Annotated in this window: 16 protein-coding genes; 8 read left to right on the top strand and 8 right to left on the bottom strand. The window is 44.2% G+C overall.

The features are described 5' to 3' along the window. The first annotated feature begins 150 nt into the window (after positions 1 to 150). Complete coding sequence (locus tag AHMF7605_RS28065) at positions 151 to 1347, top strand: class I SAM-dependent rRNA methyltransferase (RefSeq protein ID WP_106933228.1); 1197 nt, start codon at positions 151 to 153, stop codon at positions 1345 to 1347. A gap of 772 nt (positions 1348 to 2119) precedes the next feature. Here AHMF7605_RS28065 and AHMF7605_RS28060 read toward each other — a convergent pair. Together AHMF7605_RS28060 and AHMF7605_RS28055 are read right to left on the bottom strand one after the other, a co-directional pair. Then, on the bottom strand, positions 2120 to 2812 hold the full coding sequence (locus AHMF7605_RS28060) for a DUF421 domain-containing protein (protein WP_106933227.1): 693 nt from the start codon (positions 2810 to 2812) through the stop codon (positions 2120 to 2122). A gap of 12 nt (positions 2813 to 2824) precedes the next feature. Beyond that, the gene (locus AHMF7605_RS28055; RefSeq protein ID WP_106933226.1) at positions 2825 to 3517 is read right to left on the bottom strand and encodes a DUF421 domain-containing protein; all 693 of its coding nucleotides are present in this window, start codon (positions 3515 to 3517) and stop codon (positions 2825 to 2827) included. A gap of 1008 nt (positions 3518 to 4525) precedes the next feature. Here AHMF7605_RS28055 and AHMF7605_RS28050 point away from each other — a divergent pair. The 3 genes from AHMF7605_RS28050 (at position 4526) to AHMF7605_RS28040 (ending at position 8273) form a co-directional block, all read left to right on the top strand. After that, the gene (locus AHMF7605_RS28050) at positions 4526 to 4825 is read left to right on the top strand and encodes a phosphoribosylpyrophosphate synthetase (RefSeq protein ID WP_106933654.1); all 300 of its coding nucleotides are present in this window, start codon (positions 4526 to 4528) and stop codon (positions 4823 to 4825) included. A gap of 16 nt (positions 4826 to 4841) precedes the next feature. Next, complete coding sequence (locus AHMF7605_RS31020; RefSeq protein ID WP_106933225.1) at positions 4842 to 6320, top strand: ATP-binding protein; 1479 nt, start codon at positions 4842 to 4844, stop codon at positions 6318 to 6320. Positions 6321 to 6611: 291 nt separating this feature from the next. Continuing rightward, complete coding sequence (locus tag AHMF7605_RS28040) at positions 6612 to 8273, top strand: response regulator (protein ID WP_106933224.1); 1662 nt, start codon at positions 6612 to 6614, stop codon at positions 8271 to 8273. Positions 8274 to 8857: 584 nt separating this feature from the next. Here AHMF7605_RS28040 and AHMF7605_RS28030 read toward each other — a convergent pair. Genes AHMF7605_RS28030 through AHMF7605_RS28020 form a run of 3 tightly spaced genes read right to left on the bottom strand, consistent with a single transcriptional unit; the run spans position 8858 to position 11590 of the window. Further along, positions 8858 to 9691, bottom strand: coding sequence for a phosphogluconate dehydrogenase C-terminal domain-containing protein (locus tag AHMF7605_RS28030; protein WP_106933222.1), 834 nt, complete (start codon positions 9689 to 9691; stop codon positions 8858 to 8860). Between the two features lie 17 nt (positions 9692 to 9708). Then, on the bottom strand, positions 9709 to 10521 hold the full coding sequence (locus tag AHMF7605_RS28025) for a sugar phosphate isomerase/epimerase family protein (RefSeq protein ID WP_106933221.1): 813 nt from the start codon (positions 10519 to 10521) through the stop codon (positions 9709 to 9711). Positions 10522 to 10576: 55 nt separating this feature from the next. Then, positions 10577 to 11590, bottom strand: a complete 1014-nt coding sequence (locus tag AHMF7605_RS28020; protein WP_106933220.1) for a GntR family transcriptional regulator — start codon at positions 11588 to 11590, stop codon at positions 10577 to 10579. Positions 11591 to 11743: 153 nt separating this feature from the next. On the opposite strand from AHMF7605_RS28020, the gene AHMF7605_RS28015 reads away from it, so the two are divergent. From AHMF7605_RS28015 to AHMF7605_RS28000, 4 genes are all read left to right on the top strand, one after another. Continuing rightward, positions 11744 to 12772, top strand: coding sequence for a Gfo/Idh/MocA family protein (locus tag AHMF7605_RS28015; RefSeq protein WP_106933219.1), 1029 nt, complete (start codon positions 11744 to 11746; stop codon positions 12770 to 12772). 193 nt (positions 12773 to 12965) lie between these two features. Further along, entirely contained in the window at positions 12966 to 14438 is a 1473-nt protein-coding gene (locus AHMF7605_RS28010) for a sugar ABC transporter ATP-binding protein (RefSeq protein ID WP_106933218.1), read from the top strand. Between the two features lie 233 nt (positions 14439 to 14671). Further along, positions 14672 to 15559: an ABC transporter permease gene (locus tag AHMF7605_RS28005; protein WP_233219280.1), complete on the top strand. Its 888-nt coding sequence runs from the start codon at positions 14672 to 14674 to the stop codon at positions 15557 to 15559. A gap of 453 nt (positions 15560 to 16012) precedes the next feature. Beyond that, positions 16013 to 16459, top strand: coding sequence for a DUF937 domain-containing protein (locus AHMF7605_RS28000; protein WP_106933217.1), 447 nt, complete (start codon positions 16013 to 16015; stop codon positions 16457 to 16459). Between the two features lie 334 nt (positions 16460 to 16793). Here the strand turns inward: AHMF7605_RS28000 and AHMF7605_RS27995 are convergent, their stop codons facing one another. From AHMF7605_RS27995 to AHMF7605_RS27985, 3 genes are all read right to left on the bottom strand, one after another. Next, positions 16794 to 17642, bottom strand: a complete 849-nt coding sequence (locus tag AHMF7605_RS27995; RefSeq protein ID WP_106933216.1) for a ThuA domain-containing protein — start codon at positions 17640 to 17642, stop codon at positions 16794 to 16796. A gap of 262 nt (positions 17643 to 17904) precedes the next feature. Then, positions 17905 to 18204, bottom strand: coding sequence for a Dabb family protein (locus tag AHMF7605_RS27990; protein ID WP_106933215.1), 300 nt, complete (start codon positions 18202 to 18204; stop codon positions 17905 to 17907). A 46-nt stretch (positions 18205 to 18250) separates the two neighbouring features. Continuing rightward, on the bottom strand, positions 18251 to 19129 hold the full coding sequence (locus tag AHMF7605_RS27985) for a sugar phosphate isomerase/epimerase family protein (protein WP_106933214.1): 879 nt from the start codon (positions 19127 to 19129) through the stop codon (positions 18251 to 18253). Positions 19130 to 19136: the final 7 nt, after the last annotated feature.

Genomic DNA, 19136 nt, shown 5'->3' with positions numbered 1-19136 from the left:
ATTCCAGGTAAAATTAAGGTGACCTATTCTCAAATGGTTGGATAAATCATAACTAACTATTTCTTTCTCCATCAAAATATTTCCCGCTACAACGAATTGAGCAAATAAACCCGTAAACCCGTACCTTTGCCGCTTATTTTAAATTAGAATATGACTACCGCTACCGACCGGATTCGCATTATTTTACACCCAGGCAAAGAACAATCACTGAAAAGGTTTCACCCGTGGGTATTTTCGGGAGCCATAAAAAAAGTAACAGAGGAACCACAAGATGGAGCTACCGTCGATGTATATTCAAGCCGCAACGAGTTTTTAGGCACTGGCCATTACCAGAAAGGCTCCATTACCGTCCGGATTATTTCGTTTGAACCAACCGCTGCCGATGCTGCTTTTTGGCGCGCTAAATTGCAGCAAGCATATAATTACCGGCAAATTTTAGGATTTATTAACCACCCGCACACCAACGTGTACCGCCTGGTTTTTGCTGAAGGCGATGGCTTACCCGGATTAATTATTGACGTATACGGCGAAACAGCCGTCATGCAGGCGCATAGCTTAGGCATGTACCGGGCTAAAGAACATATTGCGCAAGCTTTACAAGAAATTTACGGAAATAAACTAAAGGCGGTATACGATAAAAGTGCCGAAACCCTGCACCTGCAAGAAGCCCATACTCCTCTAAATAGTTACTTAATCGGCAGTGGCACCGAAGCCGAAATTGTAAAAGAAAACAACAACCAATTTTACGTAGACTGGATTACCGGCCAAAAAACCGGTTTTTTTATCGACCAGCGCGAGAACCGGCAACTACTGGCCACTTATGCTTCCGGTAAATCCGTGCTGAATACCTTTTGTTATACGGGGGGTTTCTCGGTGTATGCCTTAAATGCGGGAGCCACGCTGGTACATTCCGTGGATAGTTCTAAAAAAGCAATTGAGCTCACCGACCGGAATGCCGCGCTAAACCAAGCCGGCGACCGGCATGCCGCCTTTGCCGTGGATACATTCAGTTTTTTCAAGAACCAGTCGCAACCTTACGATATTATTATTCTGGATCCACCGGCCTTTGCGAAACACCACAATGTGCGGCACAATGCGGTAATGGGCTACAAACGCCTGAACGCCGAAGCTTTAAGGCAAATTAAACCGGGTGGTATTTTATTTACTTTTTCCTGCTCGCAAGCCGTTGATCGCAGTTTGTTTAACAATACCATTATGGCCGCAGCTATTGAAGCCGGCCGGAATATTAAAATTATGCACCACCTCTCCCAACCTGCCGATCACCCGGTTTCCATTTTCCACCCGGAAGGAGAGTATCTGAAAGGGTTGGTTTTGTTTGTAGAGTAAAATAAAATTAAAGCTTTTTTATTTTGAAGGTTAAGTTATGGTTTTATCACTAGTCTATCCGTTGAGCCTTTTCAAGGCACAATAGAATGGTACGGATGCAGTTCAACGGGCTGTGTTTGCCTCGTGGCCGGCTAGTTTGGCTCTTCCGGGCGGGAACGTGCGCAGCACGCCCCTATACGTCGGAATGCTAAAGCACCACAACCTTAGAAGGCCCTCCCTAGCCAAACTGTTAGAATTTCTTTGTAGCTGAAGCCTTTATTATTTTTATGGACTTATATATTCATAATGGTACTCTAAGGTTGCTGCGAAGTATAAATTTAAATTTTTACTATCCTAAGTCTTGCAAGATTGGTCAGGTATAAGAAGATACTTTGCTAGCTCAGTAGCAGGAAGAAATAATAATATTTTTAGAAAGGATGAAAGGTGAAAATATGGAAAATTTTAAACTCAATTATCAGTAATATCCGAAGCTACTGGCAACTGATACTAGTTTGGCTATCGAGGGCCTTCTAAGGTTGTAGTGCGTAAGCATTCCGACGTAAGGAGGAAAACAAGTTTAGACCGCCCGAAAGAGCCAAACGAGGCCCGCCGGCCACGAGGCAAACACGGCCCATTGAACTGCATCCGCACTGTAATACTAAGACTGGCACAGTCTCAGCGGAGGAACAAGTAGCTAACCAACATAGTATAAAAAAAAAGCAGTATTTTTAATAAATACTGCTTTCAATAGAGAGACTTACAAGCTAAAAATGATAAAAAATTTAAATAGCTCTTACGAAACCACCGCTTCACTCCATTGATTCTCTTTGCATACGGAACAAGGTGCCTGGGTCGGCGGCTTGCTTGGCACCACATTTCCGCAGTTACCACAGGCAAACGTATTTGGAGCAGGTTCTTGGCTAGCCCGGAACTCTTTATCCCATTGCGGTAATATCGAAAGCCCGGGACGTTTTTCATCGGCTTTCAGGATAGAAACGGCACCGTTCGCTTCCAGGTAAGCCCGTTTTACTTTGCCTAAATTATCTATCTGTTCAAAGCGACATTGGGCAAAAACCTGTTCCTGACTCATACGGCTATGTTGCATGCAATCTAACTGCAACACCCCGTCCTTTATCAATACATCTATATCACCGGAGGTAAGCTGCTCGAAATGGGGATTGGCTTCGGTGCGCCAGGCGATGAATTTTTGAAAGCAAACCACCACAATGGCTATTATTAAAACGGGCAATAAACCACGATCCGGGGCCAGAATAGCTACCCCGTTTGAGGCCGCCAGCGCCACCATTGCCGTCATTTCGGAGCGGCTCATGCGGCTAGCCATCCGTTTGCCCATAATGCGCATAGCAAGAGTAAGTACCAGGTATATAAACGTTACCCGAATAATTACTTCGATCAAAAAGCTCCAGGGAACTTCGCCGAGGAGTATGCGCAAATAATCCGTTATATGAATATCTTCCGGTTTCATGTTAGGGTGTAATTAAGCCGCTACGGCGTAAGTCCAATGGGTATTATTACAGTTCGGGCATGCCTTGTTTTTTAACTCGGCCCGTTTTACTATTTTGCCGCATTGTTCGCAAGCAGCATGGGTATGATCCTGCGGCTCTGCTTGATGCAGTTGTTCGTCTTTTTCAGGTAAAATAGACAAGCCCGGATGCGGATTTTCCGCCGTAAAAACGCTGAACCGGCCGGCAGTTTCCAGGTAAGCGCGTTTGACTTCCCCCAAGTGCTGAATTTTATGCGTGCGCAATCCGGCAAAAATCTGGTCTTTGGTAATTTCATTTTTTTTCATCTGCTCTAGTTGCAGCACTCCATCTTTCACCATCATGGCTACATCACCGTAGGTTATAACTTCGGCTTTCCGGGAGCGAAATGTTATTAAATTCAGACCGCGCTGGAAAAGAATCGCAATGGCTAAACCCAAGACACCAAGTATAATGCCCCGGTCGGGCATTTGCATGGGTACCGAGGCAAGACCTCCCAAAGTAATCATTACCGCCAGCTCCGTTATAGTTAACTGGGCGCTCATGCGCTTGCCGAGCAGGCGCCAGGTAATAAGTAAGGCAATATAAATGATTATGGTCCGAATAAAGACCTCCAGCATAAACTCCCATGGGGCATTGCCCAACAATATTCGTCGCCAATCCCCTAAAAAAATCTCCTCTTTTTTCATAGTTTACCAATTACGTGTTGGTTTTGAAGAGGTTATGCAGATTTTCTACGGATTTTAGGTTAACAATCGTATTTTTCGCAAGAGAAAACCGCATAAACACGTATAATTTTAATAAAACTCGATATCTTTTAGAATACTAAATTGTAATAGAGTTTCCGCCCCAAAGTTAACTGGTTGAGAATTTATAGCAGGTAGTTGGGGCTTCGGCTGTCTTTTTTATGTTTTCTTTGGCTGCTTATTTTAGCTGGTTCCTTTTTCAGCAAATAGAGCGCCCATTTGCCCAGCCCCCCAGAATGGCTGGCAGCAGTTAAAGAAGTTATTAAAAAGGCCGGCTTCAGCAACCAGGAAAACAGGTCGTCCAGCAGTCGATTTGTGAAAGGTAATTAACGCCCTCTTTTATGTAGTAAAAACGGGTTGCAGTTAGTGGAGAATGCCTCCTGATTTACTATGCTGGCAAACCGCGTAGGATTACTTTACTAGCTGGAGTAAGGATGGTACCTGGTAATGGGTTCAAAGCGTTTTGTAAAAAAGCGGCGGAGTAAGTCCAAGCGCAAAGCCTGTTCAATCGCTGGTAGTATAGATTCCCCAAGCATCAACACAACGGCTGGTGGGGTTCTCACCGGGGATTTGATGCGGGTAAGCAGATAAAAGGTAGGAAGTATTCTTACGGATTCCAAGGATTACTCTTAGCTATTAGGGTATGGGCCGCCAGCGTTTCAGAAACTGGGTAAATGCTCCGCTATATCAAGCGCGTGCCTTACCTGGTCCATCTCTGCCAACGGAGCAAACTGGTATGGCTAGATGGTGGTTACCGGGGAGAGGTTCAAATTGGAAATGTAGTTACGTGTTTAAAAATGCATAATTTCTCTTTACAAGTCATACTTATTTAGGACAGAACCAAACGGTTAGTTTCTAATTTAAAACACCTTGACTAATTGCCTGTTATACTTAAATAGCTTATTTCTTCAGAATATTTCCTAACTTGATTGAGCTATAATGGAAAAGGCTATGAAACAGTACGATACCTTAGTAGAAGCATTAAAGGATTTAGAAAGCCGGGGTTATAAATACAACTTTAATGTGGCCCAGGATTGCCTGGAATGCGCCGCGATCAGCTTAAAATTATTTCCCCAGGATTTTGAAGTTACCGAATTCTATCGCTTCGAAGGTCCAACGGACCCGGCCGATAGTGCTATCCTGTACGCTATTGAAGGTAACAATGGCACAAAAGGCGTACTGGTGAATGCTTACGGTGTGTATTCCGACTCTGGTTCGGAAGCTTTAATGGCTAAACTACATTTTTCTTAGAATTAAGCGAATTATCATGGAAGAGCAAACCGTACAAACCCGGTCGGTCAGGGAGAAAGATCCCCGGATATCGCTGCCTTTAGAAACCCTCCGCAATATTTCACTTTTTGAGGGCTTGAGCAACGAGCAGCTAAGCTGCGATATTATAGGCGAAATAAAGGAATACCGCCGCGGTGAAATTATGTGGCAGGAGGGAGATCCGGCGCGTCAGTTTGTAGTAGTGCTGGAAGGTACCATCCAAATTTACCGGATTGTCCGCGGGCAGCGCTTGCTCATTAATAAATTTACGCCGGGCATGACGGGCGGCGAAGTACCTTTATTGGCCGGTACGCCGCATCCGGGTAATGCCGTGGCGCTAACCGACGTGAAGCTATTCGTTATTTACCAAGACGAGTTCTGGGAAATGATGGGGAATTGTTCTATTGTGCGAAATCGAATTTTAACGAACATGGCCGAGCGCACCAAAGAAATTAACACCCTCACCAATCAGCGCGAAAAATTAATTTCTTTGGGTACTATGTCGGCGGGCTTGGCCCACGAATTAAACAATCCCGCCTCAGCAGCGAAAAGGGCCGCGGAAAATTTAATTACCACCCTAGAGGCATTCGATACGCATTCGTCGCACATGCTGAAAGACGTAGTTTTTAAAGAAAAAAATTTACCCGGCGATCCGTTTATGCCTCTCTACGAGAAAATGCAACTGGACGGCGTAAAATTAAATACCCTGGAAAAAAACGATCGCGAAGAGGAATTGCTGGACTGGCTCGAAGACCAAGGAGTAGAAAATGCCTGGGACGTTGCCTCCGTTTTTGTGTCGGTGGGTTATACCCGCGCTATGCTAGCCGAATTTTCGGAACTTCTGTTGCCCGAGCACGTGATTAATTTCCTGAACTGGATGCCGAAAGATATTGAAATGCGCCTTTTAGCCCAGGAATTAAAGCAAAGTACCGAACGCATCAGCGCGCTCCTCCAGGCCATAAAAGCGTACACGTACATGGACCAGGAAGCACAATACCAAAACATTGACTTGCACGAAGGACTTACCAATACGCTCATTATCCTCAACCATAAATTAAAAGTAAAAGAGATTGAGGTAGTGAAAGATTTCGGTACCAATATCCCGCAAATTCATGCTTTCGGCAGCGAGTTAAACCAGGTTTGGACGAATTTACTCGATAATGCCATTGATGCCGTACCGCAAAAAGGTACCATTAAGATTCGCACTTTTATAGACCCGGTAGACGAAAACATGGTTTCTATTGAGCTTCAAGATAACGGGGTAGGTATTCCGCCGGAAATCCAGCAACGGATTTTCGAACCGTTTTTTACTACCAAAGGAGTGGGCAAGGGCACGGGTATTGGTTTAGAAATTTCGCAGCGGATTATCGTAAACCAGCATAAAGGTTCTATAAAAGTAAAATCAGAACCGGGAAATACAGTGTTCAAAGTTTGCTTGCCCATTAATTTATCGCTTTGCCAGGCAAGTATTGAGTAATAAGGAGGTATTGTGTTTTAAGTTATTGATTTTAATTTTTACGCTCCTTACTATTAAATTATCAAAGCTTTAAGGCAATTAGCTTTTATTTTTATCGAATACATATACCGAAAGAAAATCAAAGAATCTTTCCGGATATCAGACCAGTTACTTTGTTAAGTAACGGTTTTACACTGCTTTCTTGTAATAAAATCTTTGTCCTTAAAAGCTCATAAAGTTTTTACTGCGCTTTTTAAGCTTAATCATTTATTGTTAAAGTATCTACCATTTCTTGAATCAGGAAAAAAGCAAATGAAGCAACCTATTATATTCGTAATCGACGATGATCAGCAGGTTTTGCGGGCTATTGAACGGGACTTACGTAAGCAGTATCGCAAAGAATACCGGATATTAAGTGCGGAATCAGGCGAAGAAGCTTTGGCAGTTGTGAAAGAGTTAAAGCTAAAAAGCGAGGTAGTTGCTTTATTTTTGTCGGACCAACGGATGCCGGGTATGCAAGGCGTAGATTTTCTGGAACTGGCCAAAGACTATTATCCCGAAGCCAAGCGCGTGCTGCTTACCGCCTATTCAGATACCAATGCCGCCATTCAGGCCATTAACAAAGTACAGCTCGATTATTATTTAATGAAACCCTGGGACCCGCCCGAAGAAAAATTATATCCTATTCTGCAAGACCAGTTGGATGATTGGCAAATAAATTTTAAACCTGATTTTCAAGGTATTAAGCTGGTGGGCTTTCAATGGTCCCCGCAATCACACCTTATCAAAGATTTTCTGGCCGGCAACTTAATTCCTTACCAATGGCTGGATATTCAAACTAACGGTAAGGCCCAGGAGTTGCTGGACTTAAGTAAGCTCGACGCTAAAAATTTACCGGCTTTATTTTTTGAAGACGGTAGTTATTTAGCCAACCCCGATTTATTGAGTGTGGCGGCCAAAATTGGCTTAAACGTTACCGCTACCGCTAATTTATACGACGTGGTGATTATTGGGGCGGGGCCGGCCGGTCTGGCAGCAGCGGTGTACGGCGCTTCCGAAGGATTAAAAACTTTAGTGGTAGAACGGCGGGCGCCCGGTGGTCAGGCCGGTACCAGTTCAAAAATCGAAAATTATTTGGGTTTTCCTACGGGTCTTACCGGGGCGGAACTTACCAAGCGGGCCATTTTACAAGCTACACGTTTGGGAGCCGAGTTTTTAGCGCCTTTAGAAGTAGTGGATATTCAGATAAAAGATAAATACAAAATTTTGGTACTCACCGATGGCACCCAAATAAAAACCCGGAGCATTGTCCTCACTACCGGCGTAGAATACATGCAATTACCCGCTAGTGGCATTGATAATTTTACCGGCGCCGGCATTTACTACGGCGCTGCTACCACCGAAGCCGTGGCAGCCCGAGACGAAGAAATTTACATTGTGGGCGGCGGTAATTCAGCCGGGCAGGCGGCCATGTACTTGTCTAAGTTTGCGGCGAAAGTATTTATCTTAATTCGGGGGCAAAGCTTGGCCGCTACCATGTCGCAGTATTTAATTGATCAAATCAACAATACGCCGACTATTCAGGTATTAAACCGAACCGTTGTAAAAGAAGCGCACGGCGATAACCGGCTGGAAGAATTAATATTAGAAAACGTAGATACGAAAGAATGCTGGAAAGTGAAAGCTCACTTTTTGTTCATTTTTATTGGGGCTAAGCCGTGTAACGATGGTATTAAACTAGATTTTATGACCAATACCAAAGGCTACATTGAAACGGGCCGCGAATTAATGAAATACGACAACTTCCGCAAAAAGTGGAAGCTCGATCGCGAACCTTTTCCGCTGGAATCGTGCTACCCGGGCGTTTTTGCCGCTGGCGATGTCCGTTCTGGGGCCATGAACCGCATTGCCTCCGCCGTAGGCGAAGGAGCCATGGCCATTAAACTAGTACACGAATATTTAGCCGAAAATTAATTGTTAGTTCATAGTCGATGGTCAATAGTCCACAGATGGTAAATGCTGAATGATAACTAGTAAGAAATTGTTTTCAAATATTTCAGAAGCGTTTAAGAATGATGGTTAACATCGCCAGGTAAACCATACTTTGGCTGTTACGACGGTTCTTTTCATCATCCTTCTTGAATTGCCTAGCTAATAAAATCCAGGCTAAACAGCTCTCTATACCCCATCGGCGCGACAATACTTTAAAGCCTCTGGTATTATCTGTTCGAAGCACTACTTGCCAGTACCCGCCCCATAATTTTTTACATAGGCCAGTAAGCCCTCTTTCCATCCAAGCAACTAAAATTTTCAGATAAGTGCATTCACCAAAAACCGAGCTATCGTCAGAGCCTATAACAAAAAGGCGTTTTTATTAAGAGAAACGTTATTAAACTTTTAGTAGGAATATTTCAGAACCGGTAAATGTAAATACAGAAATAATAATCTTTTAACTTGCATTTACTAATCATTAATAGCTTTAAGCAACTGCCACAAGGTTAATGGTATACTTATTCCTTTCCTGATTTAAGAAGCTTAAATTTAATTTATCTCGAATTTTATTTGGTCGTAATATCTTTAACCTGTTCGCGGATATCCTCCATTTGAAAGATATTCTGCCAGTTTTCTTTAAACAAAATGGGTTTGGCGCGCTTGCTGATTTTATAGGCGGCATCGGAGAAGGTACCGTTTACTTCTTTAAATAACACCGCAATCTGAATGCGCAAGTGGCCCAACACAAAATCACGGGCAGCGGCCTCGGGTACGCCTAATTGCACAATACGATCGTAGCCTTCTTTTACGACTTCCATGCAGGTTTGCGCCAGGGTCTCGACCATGGCCGGTTCCAGAATAGCCATTTGCTCCAAGGTAATACGGTGGGTATCTTTGATGGGCTGGTACATGTCCTGGGCTACTTTTTCTCCTAACTTATAATGCTCTTCAGTACCGTGCATCAGGGCCACCACAATGGATTGCTTCGCGGAAATACCACCGTAAAAATCGCGGAAAGCTTCTTCGGTAGGCTCCCAATTAAATACACTCGGGTGACAAGGATGGGCAATAACATAACCTAAATCAGCGCGGTGGTGAATAACGCCATCCAACGGCGCCGCTGGGTCTAAAGTCATTACCAGAGCTCCTGCCTTCATTTGCGGAATAATTTCCCGTGATATAGCCCCAATCGCTACATCGGGTACCGCTAAAATTACCACATCCGCATCCGGTACGGATTCTTCCTGCACGCTCACGGTTACACCGCGTTGTTGCAGGTTTTGAATGCCCTGGGGGCTCACTTCCAGGTAATCCAGTAAATACTGAGTACAGTTTTTAAAATTATCGGTGAGGCGGCACCCCATTTTACCGCCAGCCCCTACGAGCGTAATTTTAGCCATTTTGTATAGAATTTAGTTTACGTTTCAAAATACTGCCGCAGATAATGGACGCTTGCTACGGCCCAGTTTTCTTCTTTGCGCCGGGTTTCGGTTAGTTCCGTTTCCGGTACTACCCATTGTTCCAGTACCGCCGTTCGGCAACGACCAAACGGTTGTAGTTTATTTAGTAGCCAAGGCACGTTTAACCTGCCTTTTCCCGCGGGCCGGCCATCAATTTGAAATCCCATCAGGTGGGGTAAACGCTGAATACCAAAATCCTTCACGTGCAGGTTCACGGTGTAAGGCGCGAGCGTCTCCACAATTTGCTCCAAGCCTTCACCGGCCCCTATGGAATTAACCGAATCGAGGCAAATGCCAACGTTGGGGCTGTTTACCTGATCCAGAATATGCGCAAATTCCCGGGCTTTTAAACGATCGTGATTTTCCAAGCCAAGTATTATTTGTTTGGTTTCTAAAACAGAGAGCTGGTTTTGAATAATTTGAATAATTTCCTTTATGTCGGGCTCGTAACCGGGAGCATCTATGACAAACCGAAGTAAATTAGCCCTTAGTTTTTCAGCCAGTAATATATACCGGTGCAAGTGTTCCGGCGTAAGGCCGCGCGCCCCAATTTCTAAAGTAATACCCTTAGCCGCTGCTAGTTGCTGCAAGCCCGCTAACCGATGTTCCGGCAATTCATGCAAAGGTAAGTTATCCCCGAATTGTACTAATCGCAACCCGAATTCACGCGCTTTCGCGAGCAGGTCGAGTTCGTTTAAGGGATTAGCCGGTCGGTTACCGGGTACGCCTACTCCCCAGCCGTACGTATAGGTGCTGATTCCTAATTGCATGTTTCTATTTTATCTTCGGGCGGCATTGTCTTTTTATGAACTTAATATGCAGCTCCTAAAGAGATTTTCGCTGAATCAATCGGGTACTATTAGTTATTTGTTCTTTTCTTCTTTCCAAGATTAACTGGCCAGTGGTGCGGCCCATCTGCTCAAAATCGGTGGAAATTACGGTAATGCCGCCCTCTAAAATTTCTTTCATCGGGGTATCGTCGTACGAGATTAATCCCACCTCCCGGCCTAGTTTTAATTTAGCTTCGTGCACGTATTTAATAAACGAAATCAAATCCCGATCCGCAAATAGTAAATAAGATTCACCGGCTTTTATTAAGTCCGGGGTAAATTTATCCGTTATGGCACAAGCTATATTTTGCTTTTTGGCAAACTTCTTAAAACCCGTAATAATACCTTCCGGCACGAACTGAAACTGATCTTTGGAAAGCACTAAAGTTAACTTGGTATACCGCTTGAGGAGGTCTATACCCACGGTTAAAGCCAATTGAATATCTTTTTCAAAATCCTGGTAAACGGCGGCATAATCCCCTTTGAGTTTCGGTACGGTTTTATCCAGCACCACTAATTTTTCCAGCGGAATCTGCCGCACAATGGCAGATATATCTTGATTAAAATGGGGCATCACCACGTAGTACTGGTAATTGCCCAGATTATTCTTAATCAGGCTCTGAAATAAATTCTGATCGTAATGATGAAAAAATAAATTTAATCGGGCATTCTCCGGCAAAGTAGCTTTTAAGGCGTAAAACAAAGTTTCTTTATAAGCATTTAAGGTATCAAAAAGTAAAAATACATTTAAGGAATTTTTAACTTCGGTAGAAGCCACGTAAAATCCTTTCCCTTGTTTGGCGGTTATGATGCCTCTTTGCCGGAGTTCTTCGTACGCCTTAGCTACGGTTACTTTCGCAATATTCTGCTGCTGCGCTAATTCGTTGATAGACGGTAGTTGCTGCCCCCGTTCTAACCTTCCTTTTTCAATGGAGGCAATCACTCCTTCCAGAATTTGTTTGTATTTGGGATGGTTTGATTGCGTATTTACCGGGATCAGCATTTCCATTTATAATCGCCATTTCTGTTAGAGTTCCGGATAAATCTTTCGTCAGATGCTTTGCCGGGAAATAAATACCTTTATATTTGTTTTTAAACAAACAGTACAGTACAGTAGAGTTAAGACGAAGGTACTACTTTTTTGATAGATGCAAGTAAGAGAATGAAAAAATTAAAGTTCGCCGTTTTTGGTACGGGTTTCTGGTCGTATTATCAGCTCTCGGGTTGGCAGGAACTCCCGGGAGTTGAACCTATCGCCTTATATAACCGCACCCAGAGCCGGGCCGAAGAAGTGGCCCGCACCTTTAACGTGCCGCACGTATACGATGACCCGGACGAACTCCTGCAGCAACACGCGGCGGAACTGGATTTTATGGATATTATCACCGACGTAGACACCCACGCACTATTTACCGAAAAAGGCGCCGCGCAGGGTTTAGCGGTCATTTGTCAAAAACCCATGGCGCCGACTCTCGAAACGGCCCGCCGCATGGTAACGGTTTGTAAGAATGCCGGCGTAAAGTTGTACATCCACGAAAACTTCCGGTGGCAAGCGCCCATCCGGAAGGTAAAAGAAATCTTAGATTCTGGCTTATTAGGTAAATTGTTTCGGGCGCGGGTTACTTTTGTTTCGGCTTTCCCGGTGTTTCAGAATCAGCCTTTTTTGGCGGAACTGGAAGAATTTATTTTAACGGATATTGGCTCCCATATTCTGGATATCTGTCGATTTCTTTTCGGCGAAGTAGCGTCGTTGTATTGCCAAACCAACCGGGTAAATTCCCAAATTAAAGGCGAAGATGTAGCCCATGTGTTGCTGCGCATGCAAAACGGAATTTCCTGCTTCGCCGAAATGTCGTACGCTTCTCTGCTGGAAAAAGAAGCTTTTCCGCAAACGCTGGTTCAGGTAGAAGGCGAACATGGCTCGCTAATTCTAACCCACGATTTCCAGATTAAAATCACTACCCGCCAAGGAACTAACAGCACTGCGGCTGAGCCTCAAATGTACTCCTGGGTAGATCCCGCGTACGCGGTGGTCCATTCTTCCATTGTGGATTGTAACCGCAATATTTTGGAAGATTTACTCGGCAATGCACCCGCTGAAACTACCGGCGACGATAATTTTCAAACGGTGCGGTTGGTACACGCGGCGTACGAATCGGCCCGGACAAATAAAGTAGTGTCCTTATTTTAGTCCATAGTCCATAGACCACAGCTGTAATTATTTGATTATAAGTTAATACAACTTGAACACCTGTCAACTTACAATTAACTTATTACCAATTACTATTCAATTAAAGTTAAGCATGAGTCCGATTTAGATATAAATCAAAGGAAACCAATAAGTTAAAACGTATAACCTATAACTTAAAACGTACTACCTAACGATGGAACTACAGTTAAAAAAAATTAGCAAGTATTTCCCGGGAGTAAAAGCCCTCGACGACATTTCATTTGAGCTTCGAGCGGGCGAAGTGCACGCTTTATGCGGCGAAAACGGGGCTGGTAAAAGCACGCTCCTGAATATTCTAACGGGCAATCTCCAACCCGACGCCGGCACTATTTTGCTAAACGCCCAGCCAACCCGTATTACTGGTCCGGCTCAGGCGGCGGAATTGGGCATTGCCATTGTGTACCAGCAGCTAAGTTTAATTGACCCGCTCTCCGTAGCCGAAAATATTTTTGCTAACAGGCAACCGCGAAATTCCTGGGGCTTTATTCACTATTCGAAGCTTTTCGCCCAAACCCGGGCTTTATTGCAGGAATTACACATAGATTACCTTCAACCGGAACAATTAGTAGCTGATTTATCGCCGGGTGAAAAGCAAATGGTGGAAATAGCCAAAGCCTTTGCTCAAAATCCGGCTATTTTATTGCTCGACGAACCTACGGCTTCCATCACCGCCCGCGAAACGCAAACCTTATTTACTTTAATTAAGCAATTAAAAAAGGCCGGTAAATCCATTATTTACATTTCGCACCGCTTACCGGAAATATTCCAAATAGCCGATCGGGTTACCGTTTTAAAGGATGGTCGCTACCAGGGCACTCGGCCGATTGAGGAAGTTACCCCCGAAATTCTCATTCGCTTGATGGTTGGTCGCGACCTGGTCCCAGCAACTGAAACTTCCTGCGCTACAGCCGAAGAATTAGTACGGGTTACTAACTTAACCGGTGCTGGTTTTAAAGAGGTAAGCTTTACTTTGCATAAAGGCGAAATACTAGGATTAGCCGGGCTGGTAGGCGCCGGCCGCACCGAAATTGCGCAAACCCTTTTCGGCTACTTATCCCGTGAACACGGGGAAGTATATTTACACGGAGAACAGATATTTATACATCATCCGGCGGATGCCATTGCGGCGGGCATGGGCTATGTACCGGAAGAAAGGAAATCGCAGGGTTTATTTTTAAATCGCTCGGTAACCGAAAACGTAATTGCCGCTAACTTAGCAGCCGCTGCTCCAGTTAACTGGTACAACCACAAGGTGGCCGGTAGTTGGGCGCAACAATACAAAGAAAAGTTACGGATAGCTGTTCCGCACCTGGACCAACCGGTTAGTTATTTAAGCGGGGGAAATCAACAAAAAGTAGTACTGGCTAAGTGGCTGCTTACCAACCCGGAAGTTTTGATGATAGACGAACCTACCCATGGCATTGATGTGGGGGCAAAAGCAGAAATTTATGAGCTTTTACGCCAGTTGGCCGCAAGTGGCAAAGGCATATTGCTTATTTCGAGCGAATTACCTGAACTATTAGCATTAGCCGACCGGATATTGGTAATCCGCGGCGGTACGATCCAAGGGGAATTAATCGGAAAAAAAGCCACCGAAGAAGAAATAATGGCGTTGGCGAGTTGGTAAATCTTACTTGCTGAATACACTCTATAGATGATCAAAGTCGCTTTCGCTATGTGTTTTTCCGAGTTAGTTGCTAGAAAAAAACCAACCTAATAAATACACAGCTGTAATTTTCTTTTTGTGTGAGTTGAATAACAATATAAATGATCATCCGCTTCGTTTACCCGACATAGCCCAAACATGAGAAAAATTTTTCAAGACCGTGTTACTTCTCTCAGTATTACCATTGTTATTATTTGCCTCTTGGCCAGCATCCTATTCCCCGAAACTTTCCGACTTTTGAGAATTTAAGCCAGGTTTTATTGAATCTTTCCATCGATACCATTGTGGCCGTGGGCATGATGCTTTTGCTTATTGCCGGCATGTTTGATTTATCGGTTGGTTCGGTGGTGGCTTTTTCCGGGGGGTTAGCGGCTAATCTTATGTTTTTTCATGAGGTACCAGTGCCGCTGGCCATTGCAGCGGGCTTGCTCAGTGCCGTAGCTATTGGCTGGATAAACGGGTATCTGATTGCTTACCAAGGCATCAATCCCATGATTCAAACCTTGGCCATGCTGGGTATTGTGCGGGGTGGGGCCTTATTGGTAGCCGGAGCAAATATTCAGAATTTACCTTATTGGTTTAACGCCATTGGGCAATCCCGGTTATTAGGCATGCAAATGCCGGTTTGGTACATGCTGCTCACGGTAGGTTTATTTACTTTTCTGGTAAACAAAACCGTTTTCTTCCGCCGCTATTATTACATCGGGGGCAACGAAAAAGCGGCCGAATTATCGGGCATCCGGGTGAAACGCATGAAATTATACGCGTTTGTTTTATCCGCTACCCTGGCCGGAATTGCCGGGATATTATTAGCTTCTCGTTTAGGAGCGGCTATGTCTACATTAGGCCGCGGATTAGAATTACGGGTAATTACGGCGGTAATACTGGGTGGGGCCAGCTTACAAGGCGGGGTAGGTAAAATTCCGGGTGCCTTATTGGGCGCTTTGTTTATGGGTTTAATAGCCAACATTATGGTTATTGCCCGTATCTCCGGTTTGTGGCAAGATATAATTCTGGGCATTATTCTGATAGCCGCCGTGTGGCTAGATTTATACCTGCTTCGGCGCAGTCAGGTGAAGTGATTTTCTTCAGGGTCAGAATGAATTGAAAGTTTTACCAATAGTTAAACCAGGAACAAGTCAAGTTGTCAAGAATTAAAAATTCGAACAGCCTTAACTTTAACTATCTGACTTTTAGATTACAAAACGTTTTTAATCAATTTATTCTTTTAATCCTTTTATAAGCATTCGTTTGCCAAAATTCATATTCCTGCTAGTCTACTTTGAAGGAACTAACTCTCCTACTTTTAAACCAACTTTCAAAAATTCTTAGAAACAATATCGCCTGGATTTATGTGTTCATTCCGTTTGTACAAATAGTCAACATTCTCTTTTTAAAATACATAGCTATAACCGAGAATTATACTTATCTAATAAAATGAACACAACACTAGCACTTGTACCACCTCACTAAGAACAAACCCAACTAATTCTTTTTTGGCGCGTTTACAATAAAAATCATAAAAAGAGAAAATTATGTTTGATCAAATCTTAGACTTAGTTAAGCAACAAGTAGGCAATAACCCTCAAGTTGCTTCTTCTATACCGGCCGGCCAGGCCGATGCCGTGCATACCGAAATTGCGCACCATGTTACGAATGGATTAGCCAGCCAAGCAGCGGCCCAAGGCGGCGCAGGTGGTTTATTGTCGATGCTGCAAGGTGGCCTGTCCTCCGGAAGCCCTATAACCAGCGTTATTGAAGGAGGCTTGGTAGGTAGCCTGGGCAGCAAGTTTGGCTTGCCCCCAGCGGCCACCGGAGCTATTGCCGCCGCTTTACCCGGATTGCTTCAAAAATTCGCGCACAAAGCCGCTGACCCAAATGATAACAGTATAACCGAAGACAGCATTTCCCAATCTCTTTCCAAATTGGGAGGAGGCAGTTTAGGCAATTTAGCGGGTAGTTTAGGCAGTTTATTTAAATAAAATCTTTGTTCCTTCCATTAACCTCCCTCGGGTATAAATCAGAAAAGCCTGCTTAAAAGCAGGCTTTTCTGATTTATACCCGATTACTATACCATTAGTAATCGGGATGGGTCCTAAAAGAATTTGCCGCCATAATTAGGTCAAAGATTTAGAAAATAGTACTCCCTCTTTTAAGCTGTTTTAATCCACTTATCTTATACCCAATCGCTTCAAGGAGCGGCCATAACGCAGGATATGAAACCCGGCGGGTTTTGAAAACCCACCGGGTTAGAGCAATTTTTTAAATCAACCTGATGGAAGGTAACTCATACTATTGGGTATTAGAACTAAACAATTATTTCATTGACCACTGGAGAGCATTCTCCACCAGCCGGACGAAATTAGCGTCTTGCCACACTTCTTGGCTATGGCCCATGGAGGTATAGAAGGTTTTTCCCTGATCGACTGCCCGGTACCAAGCTACCGGATGGTAGCTGCCCATGCCAAAATTCTTATTTTTCATCCAAAGCATATTACCATTGGCATTAATCTTATCACCATTAATATAGGACATCACCCGGGCGCCTTTTGGTTGGTCCAAAAAGACATACCATTCATCTTCATGAACCCACGAAGCAGGTAATTGCTGGGTAAGGATAGTATCAACGGCAGGTTCTATATGCACCTCCGTTTTTTGGAATTGAGGATTAATTGGGTGATGGGAGAAGCGGGTACCTAGTAAGTTCGTCTCGTACCAGGGCCAGTGATGGGAATTGTCTCCGGCGCCATGAATGCCCAGCAAAGCCCCACCTGCTTCTACATAATGGCTTAAAGCTTGCTCTTGCTCCTCATTGAGCACCCGACCGGTGGAATTGTTAAAAATGACTGCTTTAAATTGCTGGAGCTGCTCCGGATTGAAAACACCTCCTTCTTCCGTCTGATAAACAAACCAACCATTTCGCTGGGCCATTTGGGTAAATACCGGTAAGGAGGCTGCAATAGATTCTCTGTGCCGAAAGGCGGTTGCTTTCGAAAAAACTAAAATAGCCGGTTGATTTTGGGGAAATTGAATGACTGGTTTTTCAGTCTCGTAGGTAACGGGAAAACCATTGGTGATTTTATAGAAGAAAATTCCCAGGGCAGTTCCAAAAAGCAGGAGGCTGCCAAACAAACTCCAAAGTATTATTTTAACAATCTTTTTCATTGCCTGAAAAAATTATATTGGTTTTGAATGTAGAAACCAGCCTTATTTATCCAGCCGTTTTTTCTACCAGATTATTTTGATATTGGATTGTAAAAAAAATTTACTTCAGTGATTTATTTACTTTTTTATTCTGGCGGGCAACAAAAAGATGCAAGACAGACTTTGGCTTGCATCTTTTTGGTTAGAGCAGCATTCCAATTAGCCTCCAAACCTGCATTCTTGCCCAAAGCCCGCCACAGTTTGTTCTGCCAGCTGCATTACCTTATAATTGGTAATCTATTTCCAGGAAGTTTTCTACCTCTGGCAGCCAACGCTCCTTGATAAAATTTACGTGCTCCGGGTGGCGGTCATATTGGTCGTACTCGGTCTGACTGCCAAACTCCATCGACAAGCCCCACTCAAACCGGTTCTTCGGGCTAATCTGCTTCAACGATTCAAAGTTTTCTACCCCCGGAAGAGAAGCGAGTTGCTGAGCCGCCGCTAAAAAATCCTGCTCTTCAGGAGAGCCTTTCGGGTGCCTGAGTTTAAATATAACCGTGTGACGAATTCGGCAGTGGGTCATGACAGAGGGAATGAGTAAGCGCGAGCAGTTAATTAAATGAAGTGAGTTATTGCAATTGCTTTACCTGATCGTTGTAATACTTAACGGTCTGGATAACGGAGGGCAGGTTACTCGGTTTATCTTCGGCATCGCGTTCAATATAAATGTACCCTTTAAACTGCTGCTTTTTTAATTCCTGAAAAACGGCGGGAAAATCAACTACGCCCGTTCCGACCGGTACATCTTTTAATTTCGGATCGTTAAAAGCCGCAATGTCTTTTAAATGCACCCCAATAATGTGCCCATTAAGTTTTCTTACGGCTTCCAAAGGGTTTATGCCACTTTTGGGCCAATGACCCAGATCGGCACAAGCGCCAAAGTTAGGGTGATCTTTTATCGCTGCTAAAACCGAGTCGGGGTGCCAGTAGCGGCTCACGCCTTTCCAATGCTCATGAAGGGCTACTTTCAGGTTGTAGGCTCCGGCTAGACTATCTACACTATCCCACATGTTAATGGGTGGCTCAGCGGTGACGAAGGTGGCGCCGAGTTGTTTGGCAATTTCGAATTGTTTTTGCCAAGAGGCAACCGTAGAATCGCCGACGATATAAACTGAGCCGACTGCTAATTTTTTCTGATCCAGAAGAGACCGGAGTTTAGTTAAACCCGTCGGTGAAAGTTGCAGAATTAAAGAATCTTTTAAATCGGGGCCAGTTTTGTGGAAAGTATTGGGTTCTACGTACTGCACACCCGCGCTATCCACCTTGGCCAAGGCTTCCGGAAAGTTAAAAGTATGGAAGGTCCATAGGGCGATGCCAAATTTCCAGTCTTGGGTTACGTCGCCGGTAGCGGCTGTGTTGGTAGAATTTTCGGTAATAGCGGTTTTGTTCTGGTTACAAGCAGCCAAGGCCACCAGGCAAATAAAACAAGTGTACACAATGTTTTTCATACAGGCG

The organism is Adhaeribacter arboris, assembly GCF_003023845.1.
Taxonomy (GTDB): domain Bacteria; phylum Bacteroidota; class Bacteroidia; order Cytophagales; family Hymenobacteraceae; genus Adhaeribacter; species Adhaeribacter arboris.
The sequence above is the reverse complement of the archived record's forward strand: the minus strand, read 5'-3'. Positions and strand labels throughout refer to the sequence as shown.